Raw genomic sequence first — 24426 nt, 5'->3', positions numbered from 1 at the left:
CATGGTACCTCAAGTATAACGCTAAAAAAATGAAACACCAAACGAAATCCTATTGGAAGATTTCCGCCAGCAATTCTCCCGTTTTTTCTGTCCCTTGTTCTTCTAAGGAACGAACGATTTTCGAGCCGATGACGACCCCATCACAGACCTGCTGAAAATTTTTGACCTGTTCACTGGTAGAAATACCAAAGCCAGCTAAGACCGGAATATCACTAACGGCTTTGACTTTCGCTAAGTGCTCCATTAAATCGGTCCTGTACTGTTGATCGGTTCCGGTAATTCCATTAACCGTTACCGCATAAATGAACCCTTCCGCTTCAGCGGCTAATTGCTCGATCCGTTCTGCTGGACTTGTCAATGAAATCAAGGTTAACAATGCCATGTCGCCTAAATCTGGTGTGACTAGCTCTCGATGCTCATAAGGCAGGTCAGGAATAATAAAGCCTTGAACATCGGTTTCTTCTAAATCCTCCACCAACTCCTTGATACCATAATGGAAAAAGGAATTGCTGTAGCCCATTAATATCAACGGTGCTCCCGAACGAATTTCCTGCAGCTTCTCAACTAATTTCTTTAGTGTCACCTGCTGAGCGAAGGCACGTAATCCGGCCGCTTGAATCGTCGGACCGTCAGCGACCGGATCAGAGAAGGGAACGCCTAACTCAATCGCTGCCGCGCCCTGCTCCACCAGCATCGCGATTTCTTCCTCTAATTTGTCCAATCCTTGTGCGCCAGCCATGATATAGGGCACAAATAATTTTTCAGTCTCCGCTCTGCTTTTTAATGTTTCTGTTAATGGTTTCATTTTGCTGCCTCCATTCGTTCTTTGATTTGTTGAACATCCTTATCGCCCCGACCAGAAAGGTTCATGACAATAATCTGATCTTTATCCATAGTTGGTGCAACCTTCATGACTTGCGCTAGTGCATGAGAACTCTCTAACGCTGGAATGATTCCTTCTAATCGTGAAAGATAGTGAAAGGCTTCGACGGCTTCCTCATCATTGATTGCGGCATACTCCGCACGACCAAGATCATGTAGGAAGGAATGCTCTGGTCCGATCCCTGGATAATCCAAGCCAGCCGAGATTGAGAAGGCTTCTAGTACCTGCCCATCATCGTCCTGTAAAAGGTGCATCTTTGCTCCATGCAAAATACCGATACTCCCCTTATTAATAGAAGCCGCATGTTCCTCGGTATCCAGTCCATGCCCTGAAGCTTCAACCCCCATCAAACGAACCTCTTCATCTTCAATAAACGGATAAAACATGCCCATCGCATTACTTCCGCCGCCCACACAGGCCATCACCAAATCAGGCAGACGTCCTTCTGCCTCCAAAATTTGCTTACGAGTCTCAATCCCAATCACACTTTGATAATCCCGAACGATCTCAGGAAAAGGATGAGGACCTAAAACAGAACCCATCACATAATGAGTGTCTTCTACTGTCGCAACCCAGTAGCGCAGCGCCTCGTTCACTGCATCCTTGAGCGTCTTACTACCCGATGTAACGCTCTCTACCTTCGCACCTAACAGCTCCATTCGAAAGACATTCAAGGCTTGTCGCTTCACGTCAACCTCACCCATAAAAATCGTACATTCCATACCGAAAAGGGCGGCAGCAGTCGCAGTGGCGACTCCATGCTGGCCGGCTCCCGTTTCCGCGACCACCTTACGCTTGCCCATCTTCTTCGCCAGTAACACTTGCCCTAAAGCGTTGTTGATTTTATGTGCTCCTGTATGATTCAAGTCTTCTCTTTTTAAGTAAATTTTGGCGCCGCCTAAGTCATTGGTTAAGCGTTCAGCAAAGTAAAGCGGATTTTCCCGCCCTACGTATTGTTTTAAATAATAATCCAGCTCTTCTTGAAATTCTGGGTCGGCCTTTGAAGCCTCGTAAGTTTCTTCTAATTCTTGGACTGCGTACATCAGTGTTTCGGGTACGAACTTGCCACCGTATTCCCCGTAAAAACCTGCTTGATTTGGTTGTTGGTACATGGAATCACTCCTCGTTCTTATTTTGGGATTCATTTTTCTTATGAAAAATGAGTCTGATTTTCTCTCCGTATATCATTCCACTAAACGTTTCTCGCTCTATCTATTTCTTGGCCTTTTTGGATTTCGAACAATACATACTGGAAAAAGTGGAACTGACATCCTCGTTCATAATATAGTATTCATTTTTCTTGTAAAAAATGAGTCTGATTTTCTCTCCGTATATCATTCCATTAAACGTTTCTCGCTCTATCTATTTCTTGGTCTTTTTTAGATTTCGAGCAATACATACTGGAAAAAGTGGAACTGACATCCTCGTTCTTATTTTGGGATTCATTTTTCTTATGAAAAATGAGTCCGTTTTTCTCTCCGTATATCATTCCACTAAACGTTTTTCGCTCTATCTATTTCTTGGTCTTTTTTGGATTTCGAGCAATACATACTGGAAAAGTGGAACTGACATCCTCGTTCATAATATGGTATTCCTTTTTCTTGTGAAAAATGAGTCTGTCTTTCTCTCTGTTTATCATTCTGCTAAATTTATGTTCTCATATCATTTTCTTTGCTGTTCATCGGCTATTTTTACCGCTTGACAAAAGGCTTGAATTTTCGCCAAGTCCTTTTCACCAGCGGTTTCCACACCACTAGAAACATCTACGACTTGTGGCTTGAAAAAGCGGATCGCTTCACCAACATTTTCCGAATCCAATCCGCCGGCCAACCAGAGCTTTTCTTTGGGAAGATGACGCTGATCAACCAAATGCCAATCAAAGGTTTGCCCATTTCCACCCATCAGCTTAGCTGGTGGTGCATCTAGTAAAAGATGAGGGTATTGGTAAAAATAGAAGGAATCCTGATCCTTGATACTGAAGGCTCGAATGATCGGTCGGGAAAGCTCAGTTAATTCGGTTTTTCCATGAATTTGAATCAGATCCAGTCCAGCAGTCTCAATAATTTCCTCCACCTCTTCTCGTGTCGGTGAAACGAAAACCCCTACCTTTTTAATTTCTTTTGGCAAATTCTTAGTCAGCTCGCTGACCTTTTCTGGCCTCACTCTTCGTGGACTTTCTGCAAAGACAAAGCCAAGATACTCTGCCCCAGCTGTTACCGCCGCTTCAATTGCTGAGGAATTTTTCAGCCCGCAGATTTTGATTTGCGTCATGCTCGTTTCACCTTCAGTTCATAGATCTTCTCTGTAGGACTCTGTGCTCGCATTAATGTTTCCCCTACTAGGATACCGTGAAAGTTTGCCTTCACCTTCGCTACATCCTCGCCTGTTTTAAAGCCAGACTCGCTGATGTAGACTGTTTCTCCTTCAGGCTGCGCCAAAGCGACACTCGTTTGAAGAGAGACATTGAAGGTTTTCAAATTACGATTATTGACCCCAATAATTTTTGCGCCAATCGCCTGAGCCTGAGTCAACTCTTCGGCGTCATGGACCTCAACAAGAACCTCTAATCCTCGCGCTTCAGCCGCCTGATACAGCTCGGCTAGTCTTTTCGCTGACAATGCCGCCACAATCAAAAGAACAATACTGGCTCCAGCTTTTTTCGCTCGATCCAGCTGCCGTTCATCAATGATGAAATCCTTACATAAAAGCGGAACCTCTACCATTTGAGAAACTGCCGCCAGATCATTGATTCTTCCCTTAAAGAAAACTGGATCGGTCAGGACGGAAATCGCACTAACACCTGCTTTTTCGTATTCCTGTGCCTGTTTCAAGATATCCACCCCTTCATTGATTGCTCCTTTTGAAGGTGAGGCGCGCTTGATTTCTCCGATTACATGCATTTTCTCTGGATTTTCTTTGACCATTTGATAAAAAGAAGGACGCTGCTTCGCCGGTACCTCTTGTACCGCTGTTAAATTTTCGACCTCACGTTCTTTTTCGAGCAAAATCGTTGTTAAAAAGTCCAATTAAGCCACCTCCTGTTGTTTTTCGATTAATTGTTGCAACCGATCATGGGCTGCGCCGGAAAGAATGGACTGTTCTGCTTCAGCGATCCCATCAGCGAGTGTTTTTACTCGTCCGCTAGCGTAAAATCCTAAACCAGCATTCAACAATACTGTCTCATAATAGGCCGATGGGGTGCCTTGCAAAACAGATAATAAAATCTCTTTATTTTTTTCAGCAGAGCCGCCAACAATTCCGCTTAACGGCACTCTTTTGAAGCCAACCTCTTCTGGATCAAAGGTAAATTCTTCCACAGCACCATCTTGATACAAAGCACAATGCGTCGTGCCCGCTAAATTCGCCTCATCCATTCCACCATGGCCATGAACAACGATCGCTCGTTTTCTGCCTAGTTGTCCTAGTGTTTTCGCGGTTTCTACTAATGAATCTCCTGCATAGGTTCCCATTAATTGATGATCCAAAGGATAAGGATTAATAATTGGCCCTAACAAATTAAAAATTGTCGGTGTCGCTAATTCTTTACGAATGTTCATGACCGCACCCATCGCCGGATGCAAAGTCGGTGCGAACAAAAAGGCGATGCCTGCTTCCTTCAGCAAGTAGTCAATCTTACCTGGACTAACAGTCAATGAAATGCCCAGCGCCTCCAGCACATCGGCACTGCCGGATTTACTAGAGATACTGCGGTTGCCATGTTTAGCCATCGGGATTCCGCCACCCGCTAAAACAAAGGCTGCGGTTGTACTGATATTAAAGCTTTGCGAATGATCGCCGCCAGTCCCGCAATTGTCCATTACGCCAGTTGGAGCCGCCAACATCGGTGTTCCTTTTCCCTGCATCACCTGCGCTAGCCCAGTGAGTTCTGCCGCAGCCACCCCTTTTACTTTCAGCCCTACCAGTAAACCGCTGATTTGGCTGTCGGTTAATTGCTGATCAAAGATTGCCCTGCCTACCTGCTGCATTTCCGTAATTGTCAAATCGTTGCCACGATAAACTTTTTCAAATAATTCCTGCATTTAAATCCCTGCTTTCTGTAAAAATTGATTGAGATAGCTGGCACCGTCTTCCGTACCGATGGATTCCGGATGAAATTGTAAACCAAAGACGGGATACCGCTTATGTCGGACCGCCATAATGCATCCCTCCGTCTCATGAGTCACTTCCAGATCCTGCGGAAGTCCCTCTGGATCAACCACCAGTGAGTGATACCGCATGACCTGCCGCTCGCTTGCACCTTCAAGACTGGACTGTTTCCCATGCATGATCTTCGGCGCTTGGATAATTCTCCCACCGAAAACTTCACCGATCGCTTGATGCCCGAGGCAAATGCCCAAAATCGGCTTCCTGCGATAAAATCGACGGATCAGCATTTCGATGTTTCCCGCCTCTGCTGGTCGCCCCGGTCCTGGTGAAAGAACAATCGCTTCGGCCTCCTCTGCTACTGAAAACAACTCTGGATCATCGTTTCTTACTATCCTAAGATTTTCCGGCAGCAGCTGGACCAGATTATAGGTAAATGAATCATAATTATCGACGAGTAAAATCATTGTCCCACCTCCATTAGTGCTTTCGCTTTTTGCAATGTTTCAAAGTATTCACTTGTTGGGTCTGAATCGTATACAATGCCCGCTCCAGCCTGCACATGCGCCTGATTATCTTTAATCACCATCGTGCGAATCGCGATGGCGAAATCCGCTTGATCGTTTTGCCCTAAAAATCCAATGGCTCCGGCGTAGATCGAACGCTTTACTGTCTCCCATTGATAAATTCGGGTCATCGCTCGAATTTTCGGTGCACCGCTGACGGTCCCTGCCGGCAATGTCGCCTTTAGTGCATCCATCGCCGTGTGCTCTGGTTTTAATTTGCCCGTCACCACTGAAACAAGGTGCATCACAAAGCGATAACGTTCGATTGTTAAATAAGTTGGAACTGTTACGCTCCCTCGCACAGCAACTTTGCCTAAATCGTTGCGGCCAAGGTCTACTAACATGCGATGTTCCGCGACCTCCTTCGGATCATTTTGCAGTTCTTCGGCTAGTGCTGCATCTTCCTGCTGAGTCGCTCCACGTTTTCTCGTTCCGGCAATAGGATTTGTCGTAACCAGTTCTCCTTCGACGGTTACCAAGCTCTCTGGCGAGCTGCCGATAACTTGAACATCTGGAAAATCTAGAAAATATAGATACGCGGAAGGATTCGACGCTCGCAACTGACAATAGTAACTGAATGGCTCCACTGGGAAATCGGCCGTTAATCGTTGCGAGGGAACCACTTGAAACAAATCTCCTTCGATGATTTTTTCCTTCGCCCGTCTGACCGTCGCCTCAAACTCCTGCTGAGAACAATTACTTGTGAACTTCAACGGAGATATTTTCTGCTTTGGGACAACAACTTCCTTTTCTAACTTGCGCGTTAAATCTGCCATTCGTCTATCCAATTGCTCTTCCGTATCTTCACTGTAAGTATTTCCGACAACCAAGGTGCAGCTAGCTTTCTGCTTGTCATAAATCACATACGACTCATAGAGGTAAAATTGCAGATCGGGGACATTTAATTCATCCTTTGGAATCTCTCCAATGGTTTCGTAGCAAGCTGCCACATCATAGCCGACATAGCCTAGTGCCCCCCCTTGAAAGAGCAAGTCTGACTGCTCCAGTTCCTCCTTCAGAACATTTTTTTCTAACTCCTTTAACGGATCCGTACAGGGATACCTGTCTTCACCATTTTGGAATTCACCATTTTGAAAAGTTAAACGCCTGACGGGATCGAAAGCGATAATGGCATAATCTTGCGTGTCAGATTTTCGCTCAAATAAACAGGTCCCTTGACCCTTTAAACGTGAATAAATCGTCACTGGATTCAAATCCTTATCCGATAACTCTTTTATTTTCTTCATCATTTATCTCCTTTACTTGTCAGATTTTCTCAAAAAACGCAGAAAAGCCCCCAAACCAAATAACTTTGGTTTGAGGGCGCAAATAGCACGGTACCACCTCTTTTTACTGTACAAAACAGCAACTCTAATCGTCCAACAACGATCGTACTCTGTAACGGGAGCTCCCGTCGTTCCCTACTGTGATTCAAGAACGCTCCAACAAGTCCATTCACTAGGGAGAAAATGTTTCTTCTCATCAACCGAAACTTTCTGTGATTTTCTCTTTCCTAGCTACTTCTCTTGTTTATGATTTGTTTTTAATTGGTTCTAAAAACTCTACCCTTTGAGAACACAAAAAGCCCCCAAGTCGAAATAAACTCGACTTGAGGGCGGATAATCCACGGTGCCACCTCAATGGTATGCCAAACAAGGCATTTCTCATTCAGTCGTCCAACAACGACCTTACTCTGTATCGGGAGTTCCCGGAAGTTCCTACTAGGTTTCAAAACTTCGTCCAAAAGTCCATTCGCATAATAATCCTTACTGATTCACAGCACCATCAGCTCTCTGAAAAGGCTCATTTATGTTACTTCTCTTTTGTAAGACACTTATTTTTTTGAATACTACTCGCTTTGCTTCTACTTGTCAATACTTTTTGACTAAAAAAGTGTTTTTCGAGTCCGTTTGACTGTGCCTAAAACAAATTAATTGCTAAAATAAGGACATTGGAGGCGAAATCATTGAAAAAAATTATTTCTAAGCTAACGAACTGGCTGCGCCATTTTTTAACAGGCTCTTTTTACAATCGGAAAAACGTTTGGCAAGCTTTTCCAGCATTTTTCGATGCCGCCGCCGAGAAAACGTATCGTGTTCCTGGTTTAAAAAAAGCCCGAACACTAAATCAAAATCACGAATCAGTGGATTGCCCCTCAATGACGCCGCAGGGGATGACGTTAACGGAAAACTATCTGCTGATTTCCGCTTATTGCTATGATCATCGCCACCATTCAGTCATCTATGTCTTGGATCGACAGACGGAAATCCACCTTAAGACCATTCCTTTGCCGGACTTGCCCCATGCTGGCGGCCTTGCCTACGATCCGATTCACAAAAAAATCTGGATCAGCAATACTGCTGGAAAACATGCAGCTGTGGCCACGATTCATTTAGAAGACATCGATAACTATAACGAGCTTAATGGACCCATTGCCTATCGAGAGAAAGTCGCCATAAAAGAACTGCCGCGGGCCTCAGCGATTACCTATGATCATGGGTATCTGGTCGTTGCGCTGTTTTCCTTAAAAACCTTTGGTCAAGTGGTCTGCTATCCAATCGATGAAGACGGCACGTTAGCAAATCCAACGAAAAAAACATTGGTCGAGTCACCCTATGGAGCACTAGCGATCCCTCAGAAGATTCAAGGCGTAACTTTTTATAAAAAGTATTTACTGCTTTCTCAATCCTGGGGCAAGCAGCCGGGACAAATTTTTATTTTCGATATTCAGCAAACAACAGACTTCTCCGACCTTAGTCAGGCCGTTAAAATCATTGATACGCCACCCTATTTGGAACAAATCTATGTTGAGGATGATCAGCTCTATGCTCTTTTTGAAAGCGGAGCCTCTGCTTATCGAAAGAAAACAACCTTAGTCATGAAGGATATTTTCCAGTTGGATATAGAAAAATTGCTTGATACTTAAAAACTTGCCAACCTCAACAAGGATTGGCAAGTTTTTTTACTTCACAGTTCCAACAAAGAGTGCCCCATCTGGTGCAGCTGGCGCTCCTTTACTAATAAGAAATTCAAAGGGTTTTCCACTTTTTTCAGTCGCTACTGCTAAGTGACAAAGGGCGATACCAACATCTAGATCTGTCAGCTTATACATCATGCCAGGCAGACCATTGATTTTTTTCTGGCGATAAACAAAAATTGCCCCATTTCTTGCGATAAAATACCACGGCTGACCATTCAAACCTGAAGGCGCCAAACGTGCCGCTTCGAGGCGCTCGTCTTTTCCCTCAGAAATTTCCTTCAACGATTTGCGATCAAAATCCTTTAATGTTCTCTTTTCAGTCTTCTCTGGTTTCCCAAAAGCCATCCCAATAATGAAATTCGGATCAGAATACTTTGGTTTGATCATACCAACCCAGCGAGACGCTAATCCTTGAGCGAAAAGAAAGAGATCAACATGCTGAAACAAATAACCGGCACAGGTATTTCTTAAAGGCTGCTCTTCCCCATATATCAAGAAATAATGCGGTGCTTTCGGCACACCCATTCCCTTGACTTCTTCTGGACCAACCAGTTTATATGTGATCTTCGCGTCAGGTAATAGTGGTTTAACGGTTTCAATAAAGGCTTTGATTTCATCTAATTTTTCTTCAGACAACGGTGATGAGGCAAAATTACGAGTAGATTTTCTAGTAAATATACTTGAATAAAGATCCATACAGCTACCTCCTTAAAATGAGTCTATCTTATATCCAACTATATGATTCTTTCTGTCGATTCGCAAGAGAACAAGTTCAATAGAATGGCGAGATTTTGTTAATCAGAACATTTATTAATAAGAGTAAACAAAGTCGCCTACAAAAAGTTGGACTGGCTGCTAGCTCTGTTTCAGGGGAGCCTTTTTCGTTCGCATACCATCCAACTAAACCGCTTGTTACTTTATCTTTACTTAACAACTGATTGTGTGCTCAAATTATACTAAACTGCGAAAAGTTGGACTGGCAAAAGAAAAACGCTAGGGATTTCTCCCTAACGCTTATTAGTCGACATATTTTGAATCGGTATTATTTAACCACGCGTAGCCTAATCCCATAACTAATCCCCCGCCGATGAAGTTTCCGATCAACGTGAAGAACAGATTGTGCGCTACATTTCCGGCAGTCATCTCAGCAATAGTCCCATGAGAGGCGAAATACGCTAAAGAAAATGCTGGGAAGTTCGCAATGACGTGCTCAAAGCCTAAGAAGGCAAAGATAAAGATGATAAAGATGATCGCCATAACTTTGGCCGCGTCATCCTTCATTCGCAGACTAACTAAAACAGCGGTATTTACCACAATATTGGCAAACATGCCTTCTACTAAGATTTGTCCAGTAGATTTTGTCAGCTTCGACGCGATCCCAGTGAACATATAATTATCTGGCTCTAAATGACCGAACGGTGCGGTTAGTGACAATAGAAAGCCACATAAAACACCACCGATTAAATTAAACAAGATACAAGTAAACAACAATTTCAGAGCAAATGATACGGACATTTTTTTCTTGTATACACCAATCGTAGTGTATAGCATATTGGATGTTCCTAATTCTGCGTTCATGAACAAGATCATTACCAATGACCAGCTAAACATGAAGGCATACGCCATTTTTTCCAAACCTGGAATCGCTTCTTGCATGCGAATGGCAATATAAAAAGCAATAGCCGTTCCTAGCGCTAAAAATAAACAAGCTAACATCGAACGTACTGCATAACGAGGCAAACTCGAATTAAACAAATCAATTTTTTTACTAATTGAATACTCCAGCTGAGACATCAAAGGTGATTGTTTTTTCACATGCTTTTCGTTTTCAGTCGCAGGTGTTTCTTCAATTTCCATAAATAAATCCGATTTCATAAAGTTCCTTCCTTCTTGGCTTGAGCCATAATGTACAGGTATCATACAAGATTTCCATAACATTTTCAATGAAAACTTTGAAAAAAATGAAATATTGAGAAAAATTGCACAAGTTATTTAATTTTATGAGGAAAAATCGTATGATTGAAGAAAAGATTGGGAGGGATTTGAATGGCAAAACAAGTGCTAAAGGCAGAGGTAGAATCATTAGGCGGTCTTCAGTTAAAGTGCTCGGCTCGCGGCTTCGAATTTATGATTGACGAACCAGAGAGTGTCGGCGGGACCAACGAAGCGATGAATCCGCTGGAAGCCCTGCTCTGCTCACTAGGGGCTTGTAAAATGATGGTGGTGCGGTTCTTTTATCAAGCAAAAAACATCCGATTGAAATCGATGCGAGTGGAAATTCTAGGTGAGATTGATTCAGATCGACTGAAAGGCAAACCAGATGTAAAAGTTGGTTTTTCGAAAATCATCACCAATTATTATATTGATGCTGATAATACCGAAGAAGAAATCCAAGATCTGGTTGCTTTTATTGAGAAAACCTGTCCAGTCAAGGACACTATCGTGAATGCTCCTGAAATGGAGCTGAATATCAACCCAGACAAAGCCAGCTAACTAATTAGCTGGCTTTGATATTCTTTCAAACATGATTCGTTATACGACCTCTTTCCCCGTTACCTCCGTTGAACGACTGCCCTTTTTCGAAGCGAAGGAAAGGATGATTCCCAACGCAATCGAGCTAAAGGCGGCAACTACCACCCGAATGTTTTCAGGTAAGAGAAAGACAATCGTATGAACAGGAATCCAGAAACAGATGCCGACCTTCAACCAGTTGAAGGTCACAAAAGCGACCCAATCAATTTTACCGATCAGCTTTTTCAAACTAACGGGTTCTTTTGCCGCGGCTGTTTCAATCCATAACTCCATGATTCGATGGAAGGTATTCATCGCTGGAGCAAAGGTCAAATTCATGATACTGCTGCCGCAAAAGGCTTGAGCGACAGAAATGCCAGCGAACGGCAATAGTTTTCCAGCTTGAGCAAGACCAGCGCCCCCCATATATACAGGAAAAACCAGTGTCACCATACAGCCGATGATGCCCCAAACGATGGCTCGTAAAAAGACTTGAGAAGAAAATTGATAGTCGCCAGAAGCAATACGTTTGCCAAACAGATCCCCCATCGTAGCTAAGATCGCAAATTGGATGAAGCCGCCAAGATATGGATGGGCTCCACTTGCTGCTAAAATCGAATCTCTCGTGGTGGGAATTACAAAAAGCAACAATAAACTTGCTAGCAGAAGTCCCCAAACAATGTCCCCTTTCTTCATTTAGCTTTCTCCTATCATTTTGGCGGCTGATAATCCTTATCCATTACGACCACTGCTTTAATGACATCTCCGCTGATTGAGTCCGCTTCTGCCTGATTGATGTTTTCAAAATCATAGTATTTTACAAATTGGTCAAATGGAAATTCTCCGCGTTTATAAAATTCGATTAGATTTGGCAAATGGTATTTAGCGATGGTGTCGCCAATTAATACCCCACGGACTTTTTTATTTCCAAAAACTAAGTCAAAGAAGGTATTCACTTCAAAATTCTTCTGAGTCACTGCCAATGGAACAAAGGTACCAGAATTACTAACAGAATGTAACGCTTTGGTCATCACCGGTCCAACCCCCGTTGAATCAATCACATAATCCAAGCCTCTGTCATCAGTCAATTCCTTAATGAAGGCCTCAGGGTCCTCTTCTTTACTGTTGAAGATATGGCTCGCACCTAGTTCCTTCGCTTTTTCCAAACGCTGATCATTGATATCGATCGCAACGATTGGATAGCAGCCAGCGATTTTCGCCGCCATAACCGCTGAAAAACCGACCGCACCAGTACCAAAGACAGCGATTCCTTCGCCGACTTTCGGTTGAAGCACACTTAACACTGCACCACTTCCAGTTCCAAGTCCGCAGCCTAAAGGACCAAGCAAGCGTAAATCTACGTCCTTATCCACTTTTACGACATTTGATTCTTCTGTCAGGCTATAAGTTGAGAAAGAAGATTGGTTGAAGAAATTATTGACCTCGGTGCCATCCTCTGTGTGTAAAATGAATTCTCCCCGTGGATTTTTTCCTAGATTGTTTACGGTGAACCATTTTTCGCAGGAAGATGGATGACCTTCTACGCAATGTTTACACTCTCCGCAATACGCATAGGAGAGAATCACATGGTCTCCCTGTACAACAGAAGTTACCGCATTTCCCACTTTTTCAACGATCCCTGCACCTTCATGACCTAAAACATTCGGAAAATTGATGCTATTGCCGTTTCTTTCCCCGTAATCTGAACGACATAACCCTGAGGCAACGATTTTTACCAATACATCCTTCGATCCAACCTCCGCTAACTCAAGCTCCGTGATTTCATAAGGTGCTCCTTTTTCCTTTACTAATGCCGCTTTGATTTTCATTGTGTTTCCCCTTTCTTGATTTAAAAGAATTTATTTTCCAATGATTTATGAAGCAGGAGGGTTAAATTGTTTTAGTTCTTCTTCCCCTAGGACTACTCGTTCTGCTCCTTTTGATAAAGCAATCATCTCGTGTTCTCCCGGAACGGCGAGGATCGGTGCGATAAAACCAACTCTTTTTTTCAATTCAGAAACGACCATTTCTGAATAGGCCACACCGCCTGTTAAGGCGATACGATCTACTGCTCCATTGGTCACAGTCGCGAGGCTGCCGATGCCCTTTGCGATTTGATAAATATAGCCGTCGTACACAACCTTCAACTCTTTATCGCCTGCTAGAACACGTTTTTCGATTTCTCTGGCGTCACTGGTCCCAGCATAAGACTTCAAGCCGCCTTCGCGTTTATACAGCCGCAGCATTTCCTTCAAGGTGTGCTCATAACATAGCGGCATCAAGTATTTTAATGGCAGCCCGCCTGTTCGCTCAGTTGAGAATGGTCCCTCATCATCAGAAATCAAATCAATCATTTTGCCGTTATGATGAATACTGATGGTATTGCCCCCACCCAAATGTGCGACGATCAGTGTCGCTTTCTTATAATCGAGTCCTTCTTCACGTGCAACCTTCATTGCCACCGCTCGCATATTTAGCGCATGTCCGATACTTTTGCGTTCGATTCCCTTCAACCCTGAGATACGAGCAACTGCTTCAAATTCATCCACCGAGACAGGATCATAAATCAGAGCAATGGTCTTTTCACTGCCTTGTTCTTTGATTTCCTTGGCTAACATCGCCCCCAAATTAGACGGATGTTCAATTTGAGTGACATCCTTTAAGTAATGAATCATCTCATCATTGACTTCATAAGCGCCAGAGGTCACTGGCGGCAAACTTCCTCCCCGCCCAGCTACAGCATCTAGTTCTTTAGGATCAATTCCTTCCTTTTCCATAAAAGCTAATAGAATGTCTCGACGAAATTCCAACTGATCCACAACATTTTGAAACTGGCGCAACTCTTCGGTTGAATGAGAAATTCCCTGCTCTTTAATAATCTCTCCATCCACATAATAGGAGACTTTCGTGGAGGTGGAGCCGGGGTTAATGGCTAAAATTTTCATCTACGATCACCTCTTGCTGCAATACATAGCGACTACGATCGAAAATACTTTTTCTTCTTCAGTCGAACCGCGAGAAACCATTACGATTGGGACACTTGCCCCCATGATCAAGCCGACCATCTTCGCTCCCGCTAAAATGGTGAGACTTTTGCCTAAGACATTCATTGTCGTGATATCTGGACCTACCACGATGTCCGCATCACCCGCGACGGGACTGTCATAATGCTTGATTTCCGCGACTTTTTTACTTAGGGACAGATCTAAAGAGATTGGCCCATCGATCCAGCAGCTTTCTGGGTTTTCTGTTTGAATTTCCTGCATGAGTTCCTCTGCTTCTACACTCGAGGCAATTTTCGGGTTGACCTTTTCGGCTGCTGCCAACAATCCAATTTTCGGTTTTTCGACGCCGATTTTATTCATGACTTCGATGGCATGCTGAATTAGAATTTTCTTGTCCCCTTTACTTGGCGCCGTTACCATTCCGCCGTCTGTCGTCAGGAGAAGCTTATGATAGGCAGGAATTTCATTTAGCGCCACATGGCTCAGTAGACCACTAGTGGCGATGCCCTTTTCACGATCTACTACCGCTTTTAAGAAGGTACGTGTTTGAATGTGACCCTTCATCAAAAAATCGATTTCTCTTTTTTGAACCATGTCCACGCCGATTGCCGCACATTCTTCTTCCGTTTTACCTGAAACAACCTGTGCAGAATAACCAAATTTCAACAGTAGTTCATTTATTTTCTCTTTATCCCCAATCAAAATCGGCTCCAAATGCTCTTTCACCTTAGCGTTAAACACAGACTGAATAGAAACCTCATCATTCGCACAAACCACGCCGATACGAATTTTTTGTTCACTAGAAAAATTTGTTAATAGGTCATCAAATTTTTTCATACTTTCCACCTAGTCCCAAGGATTGTCATCATGCTTTGGCGGAATAGGTGAAGCAATGCGAGAAATATTGATTAAATGAGTATAGTTCAAGTTTTCAGAAATAATATTGTTTCCCCAAGAACCGCAACCTAATGAGACCGTTGGGCTTAATCCATTTGCTGGCGAGCCTCCGGCGTCAATGGTTGGTTGGTTCACCACTAGACGACTAACCGGCAGCACTTCTCCGGCATAAATTTGATGTTCTTTCGTATGACTGAATAGGCCCGCCGAATGTCCTGCGCCTTCTAACAAAAGATTTTCCCGCGCAAAAGCGACCGCTTCTTCAAATTTGTCATAGCTCTTTAATGCTAAGACCGGAGCCATTTTTTCCTTACAAAATAGCTCTTCCTTACCGACTGCTTCAACTCTTACAGCGATAATTTGACTATCTGCTGGAATCTCAACGCCCGCTGCATCAGCGATCACTTTTGGATCTTGTCCAATCATCGCTGGATTGGCCTTTCCGTCAACGAAAAGTGTCTCCCGTAATTTTGCTAAATCCGCCTTATTCGTGATTACCGCCGCCTGCTTATCTTTCAAGTATTCAAGGACCTCTACTTCTTTTTCTGCTGGATAAAATAGACTTTGCTGACAAGCACATACGATCCCATTGTCGAAGGAACGCCCAATTACAGATAGTTCTGCTGCATCCTCCACATCAAAATCACGGTCTAAAATCGCCTGTACGTTCCCTGGGCCGACACCATAGGCGGGATGACCACTGGAATAAGCGGATTTCACTAGCCCTGGTCCACCGGTAGCTACGATCAAATCGACCGTTTTCATTAATTCCTGAGACAATTCAATGCTAGGCTCTTCAATCACCTGTAACAAATCTCGTGGCGCACCGACACTGACAAGAGCTTCTCGCATTAATTCGATCGTTTCCTTCGTTGTTTTTTTCGATCGAGGGTGCGGTGAAACGATCATGGCATTTCTTCCCTTCAATGCCATTAGACCATTGCCTAGTGGTGTGATGGTTGGGTTGGTCGTTGGCGTAACAGAGCCGATGACCCCTCTTGGATGAGCGATTTCAACCAGCCCTTCTTCCGGAATTTCTCTAAGAACACCAACAGACTTCTTATCCTTTAAGCTCGCAAAAATGTTGGTTGCCATTCCTTGATTCTTTCCAATTTTGTGATCCAAACGTCCCAAACGAGTTTCTTCAATCGCCAATTTCGCTAATGGCTCGGCCTGCTCAAAAACTGCTTTTGAAATTGTGTAAAGCATCTTATCCACTTGCGCCTGATCATAGCCACTGATTTCCTCCATTGCGACACGTGCCCGTTCTACCATTTGTTCAATTGTCATTTTCTCAAGCCCCTTTCATTTTTACATACATCGGTGTATGTAGCTTGCAACCTCAATATACCTAACTAATGAAAGCGCTGTCAATTACGTGAAAAAAAGAACTTGTTCGCAAAACGTTGCTGCAAACAAGTTCTTCTTTTTTTTAATGGTTTGTAAAAATAATCGAAATACTTCGACTGATTGCCTCGGTGGTGTAATTTTTTGTCACTTCCTCTGGGGTACCAGAGCCATACATGCCTTCAAAATAATTATAAAGCATACTGGAGACAGCTGCCGCGTCCTTCTCCTCTAGTCCTTCCCTTTTCAACCCCTCTAAGAAAAATTCATACAGTCGACCACGCGTCTCCCGAAACGTTTCTAAGAGCTCCGCAAACTCTGGATACACCTCTAACGTTTTTAATGATTGCTGCATAAATTTGAAGCCTTCTTGATTTTGTGACGGTACAACGAGTATCTGTATGACCTTCTCCTTAAAGGATAAATGTTCATCCTGCATAATTTTTCGTTTTTCAGCTTTAATTTTTTCGATCGTCATACGAACGACTTCGCCAAAGATTTCCGATTTATTTTTAAAATGCCAATACGCCGCCCCGCGACTAACATTGGCATCCCTTGATATTTTGTCCAAAGAAGTGTTCTCAAAACCAACCTCATAGAAGTTTTGAAAAGCGGTTTCCAACAAACGCTGTTTCGTTATTAAGCTGTCTTGCTTTTTCTTCATTGTCATCTCTCCCGTCATAAAAAAACAAAATAAGCAGTGTAGCTACTCATTTTGCAGTTTTTTAAATTTCTAGTACAAATTCACAAAATTTGTCTGCTTGTGAAATAATTCTTTTCCTTTTTACAGATTTATTAGTGCTGAACAAAAGAATACGATTTCATTTTCACACAAATTCTACTATTTTTAAAGAAAAAAAGCTGTCAAGTTTTCACGGCTCTATAATATCTAGTGTTGGTGACACCTTCTGTTGCCAACACTTTTTCTTTTTTTCTAATAAACGCAAACAGACACCTTGAAATCCTTTAGAATAAAGTCGACGAAAACCATTCAAAGGAGTGTTTCAAGATGTCCTATTCAGAGTTTACCAAAGAGTTACTAGATATTCTAGACCTAAATCTTACCTTTCATGAGAATGCCTTTCGCAAAGAGCGAATCAATGACGAGACCTGTTTTGTTTTTGATGGCACATTAACCTATCGACCAGAGGAATGCTTTCATTGCCGCTATGAAAATGATCAAACGATCATTAAATGGGGCTGGAAGAAAGTCTCTATCCTATTAAATGACGTCAGTAACTACAAGACGATTCTGCGGATAAACAAGCAACGCTTTAAGTGTAAACACTGTGGAAAAACTTTTTTAGCCGAAGATTCGATTAGTGATCGTCACTGCTCCATTGCCCGCAGAGTCAAACAAGCCGTTCTCGAACTATTAAGTGAGCCTCTTTCTATGTCCTTGATTGCACGCATGAAACACGTTTCTCCAACAACGGTTATTCGGATCCTTCGCAGCCTTCGGCCTAAAACCATTTCTTTGAACCAGCCACTGCCAGAAGTGTTGTGTTTTGATGAATTCAAATCAGTGAAAAATGTCTCGGGTGCTATGAGCTTTGTCATGATGGATGGCAAAACCCATCAACTGATCGACATTGTGGAAAATCGTCAACTCGATCCTTTACGCGACTATTTCTTGCGTTATCCCAGAAAGGTACGGGAACAAGTACGTCTAGTGGTTTCAGATTTCTATACACCCTATCGTACATTGGTGAAAGATTGTTTTCCGAATGCCCGAATCGTCGCCGATCGCTTTCATATCAGCCAACACATTGGTCGAGCCTTTACCAACCACCGAATTCAAGTAATGAAATCCTTTAAAAAAGGCGATACTCGTTCAAAACACTTAAAGAAATACTGGAAACTGCTTCAAAAGAATGCGTGGGAATTGAAGGGGAGACACCGCTACTGGCGACCTTCTTTTCGGGCACATCTAACGGAAGCAGAAATCGTCGATCGCCTGTTGTCTTACGATGACTCCTTAAAGCAAGGCTACGAAGTCTATCAGCACTTTCTGTCCGCTATCAGAAGACGAGATGTTCCTGATTTCACGAAGCTTTTAAAGGAAAATTACAAAGAGTTACCAGAACACTACCAACCAGTGATTACGACCTTCAAAAAGTACCAAACAGAAATCAAACGCGCGTTGCGGGTTCCCTATTCCAACGGGCCACTGGAATGTTTGAACAACCATATCAAAGTACTAAAACGAATGGCCTATGGCTTTAGAAACTTCCAAAACTACCGAGAACGAATCTTTTTGTATCGCGGAAAGTATTTCAAGAAAACCACCCAAATGAACAAGACCAGAACGACAACACGGCTAGACAGAAGAGCTGCCTAGCCGTGTGAATGACTTGATTATTCTGGCTCTATAATTTCTAGGACTGATAGAAAATCATTCTATCGGTCCTTTTTGAGCATGAAAAAACAAAACATACAGAAGCTCCGTTAGAATTGAATCACCACAACACAAGCAAAGGAGCGTTCTGTATGCCTGATCTTCATCATATCAAACTACTACTTGGAATCAAAGATAAAAACATTTTCATCACAAATGTGGAATCGAAGAGCATTAAGAATATCAAGAGTCTTGTTGTTTCTGCGACGTTAAGTAAAGAAATTCGTCGCTGTCCTTTGTGTAAACAGATGAATCATGAAGGCATGATCGTTAAGAACGGAAAGAAAAAATCGCTCATTCAACTTAATAAATGTGCGAACCAACTGACTTATCTTGCTTTAGCGAAACAACGCTACCACTGTCGTGGCTGCCACACCTATTTTACGGCGAATACCTACATTGTCGATAGAAACTGCTTTATCGCTAAACAAGTGCGCTATAAAATTTTAGAAGAGCTAACGGAAAAACAAGCAATGACGACAATCGCTAAGCATTGCGGAGTTTCTTGGTCGACCGTTTCTCGGACACTCGCTTCTCTGATCCCCATGACAAAAGTAAAAAGAAATTGGTTACCGCGTTGTTTATTAATGGATGAATTTCGTTCACTGAAAAATCAAGTCGGTCCCTACTCCTTTTCTTGTATGGATGGCGATACTGGAAAATTACTGGATATTCTTCCTTCACGGAAGAAAAAGGCTCTCGTTTCTTATTTTATGCAATTTGAACGACGCGCACGATTGAAGGTAAAGGTCATCGTGACGGACATGAATGTTTCTTATGCCTCTCTGATAAAGGAATGTTTTCCAAAGGCAAAACTCGTTGTGGATCGTTTTCACATTGTCAAACATCTCATTCGTAAATTTGAGGATATTCGCGTACGAATCATGAAAAGCTTTGATCGAAACGATCCAACACAAGCCAAATATTATCGACAATTAAAGGCGTTGTCTCGGCTTCTGATCAAACGACAGGACAAGCTTGTTTATGACAAATGGACCAAATGGCGCAATTTTGGTTGGGCGTATCTCACCGAAAGTGAAGTGGTGGATCGTCTGCTTTCGATCTCTGACGAATTACGAATCGCCTATTTTTACTATCAAGAAATTCTTCAAGCGTTTCACGACAAAGAGGCGGACACTTTCTTTAAACTTGTAAGAACGATGCCCAATTCCGTTCCAAAAGAACTGCATTCTATAAAAAAAGCTTTTATAAACTATGAATCCGGCATTCGTTTAGCCCTCGAATTGCCTTATTCAAATGCCAAAATAGAAAATCTGCATACCCACATCAAAGCATTGAAACGAGTCGCTTATGGCTTTCGAAGCTTTCGGAAAATGAAGACCAGAATTTTCTTACTAAATAATCTGATTACCTATGAATCAAAAAACATCTAAAGTAGAAAAGGAATTCTACCTTAGATGTTCTTATCTCACTCTATCAGTCCTATTTGACAAAGAGCCATTATTCTATTGAATTTCTTCACCAACACTCATTGACGAAGAGCCGTTTTCACTTAACAGCTTTTGATGTTTAAATTCTAATTAATCGGTGGAATGATCGCTAGCAATCCATTACTTAAAGAAACATAGATTGAAGCGGTTGTTGGTAATGCTTCGTTTAACGTCTTTTTAGCTGGTAATGCCGTTGCTGCTAAAGCAATCAAACTTTCACTGCGGAAAAGATTGACAAAATGCTTCGTTGACATCACTTGCGGAATACGAGGACTATTGACAATGCTAGCAATCAATTTTGATTGAATTTCGTCATTGACATCCACGGTTGTTTTTGTTGCTTCGATCTTAGGTCCCGTAGTTTTTTCTTTCGTTTCCTTCGCATGATCAAACTCGGTTAAATCATAGGCTTTGATAATCGCATTCAATTTTTCAGCGTATTGTTTATCTGTCGCATAGCGTCCTTGAAGATGCTCTGTTGCATCCTTATAGGACTCTGTTTGATCCTTCCAAGTTGCTTTGTAGAAATCTTCATTCCCTGAAATGCCTTTTTTGATCAATTTCGCATAATCTTCTAAAGACTCTTTATAAGAAGGATACTTTCTAAACTCAGAAGTAATTTGGAAGCTTGCGCCCACATTGTCCTGCTCAAGCGTTTGGAAAGTCACACCTTGATCCTTATACTTGCCCTTGATCCCAAATAAGTTATAGTTTGGTTCACTGGCTAATGAACTATTTCCAGAGCCGCTTTCTAAAATCGCTTGTGCGATCATTACTGAAGAATAAATACCATTTTTCTGTCCGATTTCTCGAGAAATTTCTCCGATTTTCTTAATGAATTGATCGGTCGTTTGGTTTTTGTTAAAAATAAACGGCTGATTCGTACTGTATTCGCCGAAAGCATTTGACAAGGAACCTGTTGCTTTTGGCAAACCTGAGATATTTACTCGAACCGCAAATGTCGGTGTGAAGGCGCTAATGCTGCCAATCTTCACAACATCGCCAGGTTGCGGAGCATGAATGTATTGGCCGTTGCCGATGTAGATCGCTACGTGTGTCGTTACACTAGTAGGTGCTCCCCAGAACAATAAATCCCCAGGCTGTGCTTCACTAACTGGAATTTGTGTGCCGGCATATTGCTGATCACCTGTCCAGCCGCCAATATTATGGCCGGTCGCATTGGCGTAAACAACATAAGCTAAACCAGAACAGTCAAAGGCATTTGGCCCTTTCGCTCCCCAAACATACGGTTTGCCAAGATGACGATAGGCTTCCTGAACAATCGCTGTTTGTACTTCATTACTAAATGTTGGTGCCGTTTGATTGGATGGTACACGAATATCTGCTGCTGCCGCATCCTCTGGTCCAGGCTGACGAGCCGCTGCCGGCTGCTCCTGATTCGCTGAAGGTGTATTCACCGTTGGATTTTGCGTTGATTGATTGTTTGAATTCGTTGCGGGTTTATCTTTATTACTATTATTATTTTGATTATTGCTGTTACCGCTTGTGTTCCCGCTAGGTTTTTCCTCTGGTTTTGGTGTTGGCGTTGGTGCTGGTTTTTCTTCTTTTACAGTCTCCAGTTGAATCGATACATCGGCATCTGGCATCGTAAACACACCGTTTACTTCTGCACTTGAGTGGATCAATGCTTGTGTTGTTGCATTGATAACCTTAACTTCTTTTATTTTTACATTCTCAGGCACTGTCACTGTATAATGAACAGCTGTATTTTCCACTAATCCATTATCTGATGTATATTGGAAGGAAATTTGAGCGCCATTTGCATCACTAAAGCTATTATTAGCGATAGGTGCACCATTTGCCAATAAATTATGTGGTGTCGCTGGTTCTGGATCAGGAATTGGCGTTTCAGAATTCCCAGTGTCTTCTGTACTTCCCGGATTTGTAGTTTCAGTTGATTGCTGTGTAGATGAAGTCGTAGCAGAATTGCTGGCAACTGTTCCACTTTCTTCAGCAAAAGCTTGTTGTGAAGATAAAAGAGTCGGGCCGAATAACGTTCCCAGCGCTAATAAACTTACAATCTTATTGTACTTCACATCTATACCTCATTTCTAATTTAAATATATTTCTATATATAATTATTTTCCTTAATTACTTACTATAATATCATTAATTTAAAAGTATGTCTAAAGAGTCGACCATTGTTCATAAAATCTTCAAAATTATTAAATAGAAAAATCGAATTCACCTCTTTTGCATCTTTTTCAGTCAATCCAAGTACTGATAAATCAACAATTATTATTAAAATGAACACTAGAAGAAAAAATAACATTTGATACATTTCCTTCCTGGTTAACCCTAAGAATCAATTTATTTAATATAATATTAGATAAATGAAATGATTAAATTCACCATAATAAATATTTTTATAAATAAAACATACGTAAAAAAATAAAAAAATCTTGAAGGAGCAGTAAGAATCTGCTCCTTCAAGATTTTTTACGTAGGATGTCTTATAACAAAGTCAGGTGAACCCAAACAAAACAATGAAGTGTTTAGGTACACCTGACTTTTAAACCTTTTCTTTTACAATTTTTTGCATCAATTTCGAGATTGAGCGTTCATGGAAGTGAGTCATACGAACACTCTCACCGTTTTCAGTACGCCAGATTTTATTTTCATAAAAACCAACGCTATCACGTTCACCATCCATTAACTCTTTTGCGTAGCCTAACACAAGACGAATCGCTTCACGTGTCGGCTCATCACTTTTGAAATATCCCGGATAACTACGGAGGTACTCATCTAAATCGCTATTATGAGATACTTTCCAGTCTTCGATAAAATCTTCCAAGGCAGTGACGACATTACTCGTTTGAATCTTCCATAGTGTTATATCTACTTGATTTTCCATGATCATTCCTCCATTGTTGAATCCCTTTACATCTATTATTATAAAGTGCTTTCATTTTAAATAGCTGAGATATCTGCAAATTTTCTATTAAAATTCTTCAAAAAAGAACTTAAACTTTATGGTAAACCTCAATTATTTAAAGTTTACCCTTATTTTCTGTGAGTGGATTTGGCTTCTTATTGTCCGGATTTTCAGTTATACTATTATTAATTGATTGATAAGGATGATTGTTATGCTGACTTTTTTAATAAATAAAATTACAGATCGCTCTAAAGGAAATAAACGCACCAGTGTAGGCATTTTGGCAGGAATCTTAGGTTTGATCTCAAACCTTGCTCTTTTCCTAGCCAAATTTTTTATTGGCTCACTTTCGGGCAGTGTTTCAATTATGGCGGATGCCATGAACAATTTGTCTGATACTGCCTCTTCCTTTATCACCCTTGCAGGCTTTAAAATTGCCGGCAAGCCTGCTGATGAGGATCATCCCTACGGCCATGAGCGTTTCGAATATATTAGCGGGTTCGTTATCTCCATTTTAGTGACCTACGTCGGATTTCGCTTCTTAGACAGTTCCTTTATTAAAATTCTACATCCAAGCAGCGTGTTGCTTTCTCCGATCGTATACATCGTTTTGGTTTTATCGATCCTCATGAAGTTTTGGCAGTCTTTTATGTATCGCAGATTAAGTCGCGAAATAAGTTCCGATACCCTAAAAGCTACTGCTCAAGATAGTATCAATGATGTGTATACGACTATCGCTGTTTTGATTTCTGCCATTATCGAATGGTTCAGCGGCTGGCGAATTGATGGATACATTGGTTTTCTAATTGCTTTGTACATTATTTATTCAGGAATTAAGATGATCATGGGGTTTATCAATGATTTGATGGGTGTTCGCCCGCGTGACGAGGAAGTTGCAGCCATTCGTCAACATTTGGATAATTATCCCGACATCATCGGGTATCACGATCTGCTGATACACAGCTATGGACCAAATAGTGTCTTTGCTTCCGTTCATATCGAGGTAAATCAAGACTGGACCTTGCCCCACGCCCATGAAGTGATCGACGCCATCGAATATGATGTAAAACAAAATTTAGGGGTGGATCTGGTTTGTCACTTAGATCCCTATCCGATTGACGATCCTGATTTTAAGCGTATTGCGCCTGTCTTAAAACGGATTTTGAAGGATATTCATCAAAATCTTCGCTTTCACGATTTACGGGTAGACAAAACAACGACCCCCGAAACCATTTATTTTGATTTAGTAGTACCAGAAGACCTAAAAAAGAGAACAAATACACAGCTGCAAGATCAAATAAGCAGCCAATTCATCTCACAAAGTGAGCCAGCAAAACTGAGCATCACCTTTGACCGAACATACTTATTATAATTACAAGAAAAGCATT

At 41.9% G+C, this 24426-nt stretch carries 22 protein-coding genes and 2 other annotated features; of the genes, 5 read left to right on the top strand and 17 right to left on the bottom strand.

Translation table 11 applies throughout. The features are described from left to right. Positions 1-49: 49 nt before the first annotated feature. The 7 genes from trpA to trpE form a co-directional block, all read right to left on the bottom strand. A complete protein-coding gene (gene trpA, locus J9537_RS15105) occupies positions 50-805 on the bottom strand; it encodes a tryptophan synthase subunit alpha (RefSeq protein WP_218257614.1) in 756 nt (251 codons plus the stop codon). Further along, a complete protein-coding gene (trpB, locus tag J9537_RS15100) occupies positions 802-1995 on the bottom strand; it encodes a tryptophan synthase subunit beta (RefSeq protein WP_218257613.1) in 1194 nt (397 codons plus the stop codon). The genes trpA and trpB overlap by 4 nt, the downstream gene beginning before the upstream one ends. Positions 1996-2545: 550 nt before the next feature. After that, entirely contained in the window at positions 2546-3154 is a 609-nt protein-coding gene (locus J9537_RS15095; protein WP_218257612.1) for a phosphoribosylanthranilate isomerase, read from the bottom strand. Continuing rightward, positions 3151-3909, bottom strand: coding sequence for an indole-3-glycerol phosphate synthase TrpC (gene trpC / locus J9537_RS15090; RefSeq protein WP_218257611.1), 759 nt, complete (start codon positions 3907-3909; stop codon positions 3151-3153). Before trpC ends, J9537_RS15095 begins: the two co-directional genes overlap by 4 nt. Further along, on the bottom strand, positions 3910-4923 hold the full coding sequence (gene trpD, locus J9537_RS15085) for an anthranilate phosphoribosyltransferase (RefSeq protein WP_218257610.1): 1014 nt from the start codon (positions 4921-4923) through the stop codon (positions 3910-3912). Further along, on the bottom strand, positions 4924-5454 hold the full coding sequence (locus tag J9537_RS15080; RefSeq protein WP_218257609.1) for an anthranilate synthase component II: 531 nt from the start codon (positions 5452-5454) through the stop codon (positions 4924-4926). After that, on the bottom strand, positions 5451-6800 hold the full coding sequence (gene trpE / locus J9537_RS15075; RefSeq protein WP_218257674.1) for an anthranilate synthase component I: 1350 nt from the start codon (positions 6798-6800) through the stop codon (positions 5451-5453). The genes J9537_RS15080 and trpE overlap by 4 nt, the downstream gene beginning before the upstream one ends. A gap of 69 nt (positions 6801-6869) precedes the next feature. Beyond that, positions 6870-7095, bottom strand: a binding site (T-box leader). Between the two features lie 66 nt (positions 7096-7161). Further along, positions 7162-7391 (bottom strand) — a binding site (T-box leader). A 128-nt stretch (positions 7392-7519) separates the two neighbouring features. Between trpE and J9537_RS15070 the strand changes: the two genes are divergently transcribed. Further along, positions 7520-8479 carry a YncE family protein gene (locus J9537_RS15070; RefSeq protein WP_218257608.1) on the top strand — a complete coding sequence of 320 codons (960 nt, stop codon included), beginning with the start codon at positions 7520-7522 and terminating at the stop codon, positions 8477-8479. Between the two features lie 36 nt (positions 8480-8515). On the opposite strand, the gene J9537_RS15065 is transcribed toward J9537_RS15070, so the two are convergent. After that, the gene (locus J9537_RS15065; protein ID WP_218257607.1) at positions 8516-9229 is read right to left on the bottom strand and encodes a nitroreductase family protein; all 714 of its coding nucleotides are present in this window, start codon (positions 9227-9229) and stop codon (positions 8516-8518) included. A gap of 321 nt (positions 9230-9550) precedes the next feature. Next, complete coding sequence (locus tag J9537_RS15060) at positions 9551-10348, bottom strand: formate/nitrite transporter family protein (RefSeq protein ID WP_218257673.1); 798 nt, start codon at positions 10346-10348, stop codon at positions 9551-9553. 231 nt (positions 10349-10579) lie between these two features. On the opposite strand from J9537_RS15060, the gene J9537_RS15055 reads away from it, so the two are divergent. Further along, entirely contained in the window at positions 10580-11026 is a 447-nt protein-coding gene (locus J9537_RS15055; protein WP_218257606.1) for an OsmC family protein, read from the top strand. 39 nt (positions 11027-11065) lie between these two features. Here J9537_RS15055 and J9537_RS15050 read toward each other — a convergent pair whose 3' ends face one another. The 6 genes from J9537_RS15050 to J9537_RS15025 all read right to left on the bottom strand — a co-directional run bounded on the left by J9537_RS15050 (position 11066) and on the right by J9537_RS15025 (position 16957). Continuing rightward, positions 11066-11740: a hypothetical protein gene (locus tag J9537_RS15050; protein WP_218257605.1), complete on the bottom strand. Its 675-nt coding sequence runs from the start codon at positions 11738-11740 to the stop codon at positions 11066-11068. A 14-nt stretch (positions 11741-11754) separates the two neighbouring features. Next, the gene (locus tag J9537_RS15045) at positions 11755-12873 is read right to left on the bottom strand and encodes an NAD(P)-dependent alcohol dehydrogenase (RefSeq protein WP_218257604.1); all 1119 of its coding nucleotides are present in this window, start codon (positions 12871-12873) and stop codon (positions 11755-11757) included. A 45-nt stretch (positions 12874-12918) separates the two neighbouring features. After that, positions 12919-13989: a butyrate kinase gene (gene buk / locus J9537_RS15040; protein ID WP_218257603.1), complete on the bottom strand. Its 1071-nt coding sequence runs from the start codon at positions 13987-13989 to the stop codon at positions 12919-12921. A gap of 6 nt (positions 13990-13995) precedes the next feature. Beyond that, positions 13996-14886 (bottom strand): phosphate acyltransferase, encoded by an 891-nt coding sequence (locus tag J9537_RS15035; RefSeq protein WP_218257602.1) that lies wholly within the window; start codon positions 14884-14886, stop codon positions 13996-13998. Between the two features lie 9 nt (positions 14887-14895). Continuing rightward, positions 14896-16236, bottom strand: coding sequence for an aldehyde dehydrogenase family protein (locus tag J9537_RS15030; protein ID WP_218257601.1), 1341 nt, complete (start codon positions 16234-16236; stop codon positions 14896-14898). Positions 16237-16378: 142 nt separating this feature from the next. After that, positions 16379-16957, bottom strand: a complete 579-nt coding sequence (locus J9537_RS15025; protein ID WP_218257600.1) for a TetR/AcrR family transcriptional regulator — start codon at positions 16955-16957, stop codon at positions 16379-16381. 345 nt (positions 16958-17302) lie between these two features. On the opposite strand from J9537_RS15025, the gene J9537_RS15020 reads away from it, so the two are divergent. Together J9537_RS15020 and J9537_RS15015 are read left to right on the top strand one after the other, a co-directional pair. Then, positions 17303-18634 carry an ISL3 family transposase gene (locus J9537_RS15020; RefSeq protein ID WP_016250130.1) on the top strand — a complete coding sequence of 444 codons (1332 nt, stop codon included), beginning with the start codon at positions 17303-17305 and terminating at the stop codon, positions 18632-18634. Positions 18635-18783: 149 nt separating this feature from the next. After that, positions 18784-20085 (top strand): ISL3 family transposase, encoded by a 1302-nt coding sequence (locus J9537_RS15015; RefSeq protein ID WP_002302440.1) that lies wholly within the window; start codon positions 18784-18786, stop codon positions 20083-20085. Between the two features lie 143 nt (positions 20086-20228). Here the strand turns inward: J9537_RS15015 and J9537_RS15010 are convergent, their stop codons facing one another. Then, entirely contained in the window at positions 20229-22199 is a 1971-nt protein-coding gene (locus J9537_RS15010) for a glucosaminidase domain-containing protein (RefSeq protein WP_218257599.1), read from the bottom strand. Positions 22200-22675: 476 nt separating this feature from the next. Continuing rightward, the gene (locus J9537_RS15005; protein ID WP_010743559.1) at positions 22676-23017 is read right to left on the bottom strand and encodes a DMT family transporter; all 342 of its coding nucleotides are present in this window, start codon (positions 23015-23017) and stop codon (positions 22676-22678) included. A 232-nt stretch (positions 23018-23249) separates the two neighbouring features. Here J9537_RS15005 and J9537_RS15000 point away from each other — a divergent pair, with 232 nt between their 5' ends. Beyond that, complete coding sequence (locus J9537_RS15000) at positions 23250-24410, top strand: cation diffusion facilitator family transporter (protein WP_218257598.1); 1161 nt, start codon at positions 23250-23252, stop codon at positions 24408-24410. Positions 24411-24426 lie beyond the last annotated feature (16 nt).

Origin of the sequence: Enterococcus raffinosus (assembly GCF_019175485.1) — a bacterium.
Taxonomy (GTDB): Bacteria; Bacillota; Bacilli; order Lactobacillales; family Enterococcaceae; genus Enterococcus_A; species Enterococcus_A raffinosus.
Note: the sequence above shows the minus strand (reverse complement) of the source record. Positions and strands in the feature narration are given on the sequence as shown.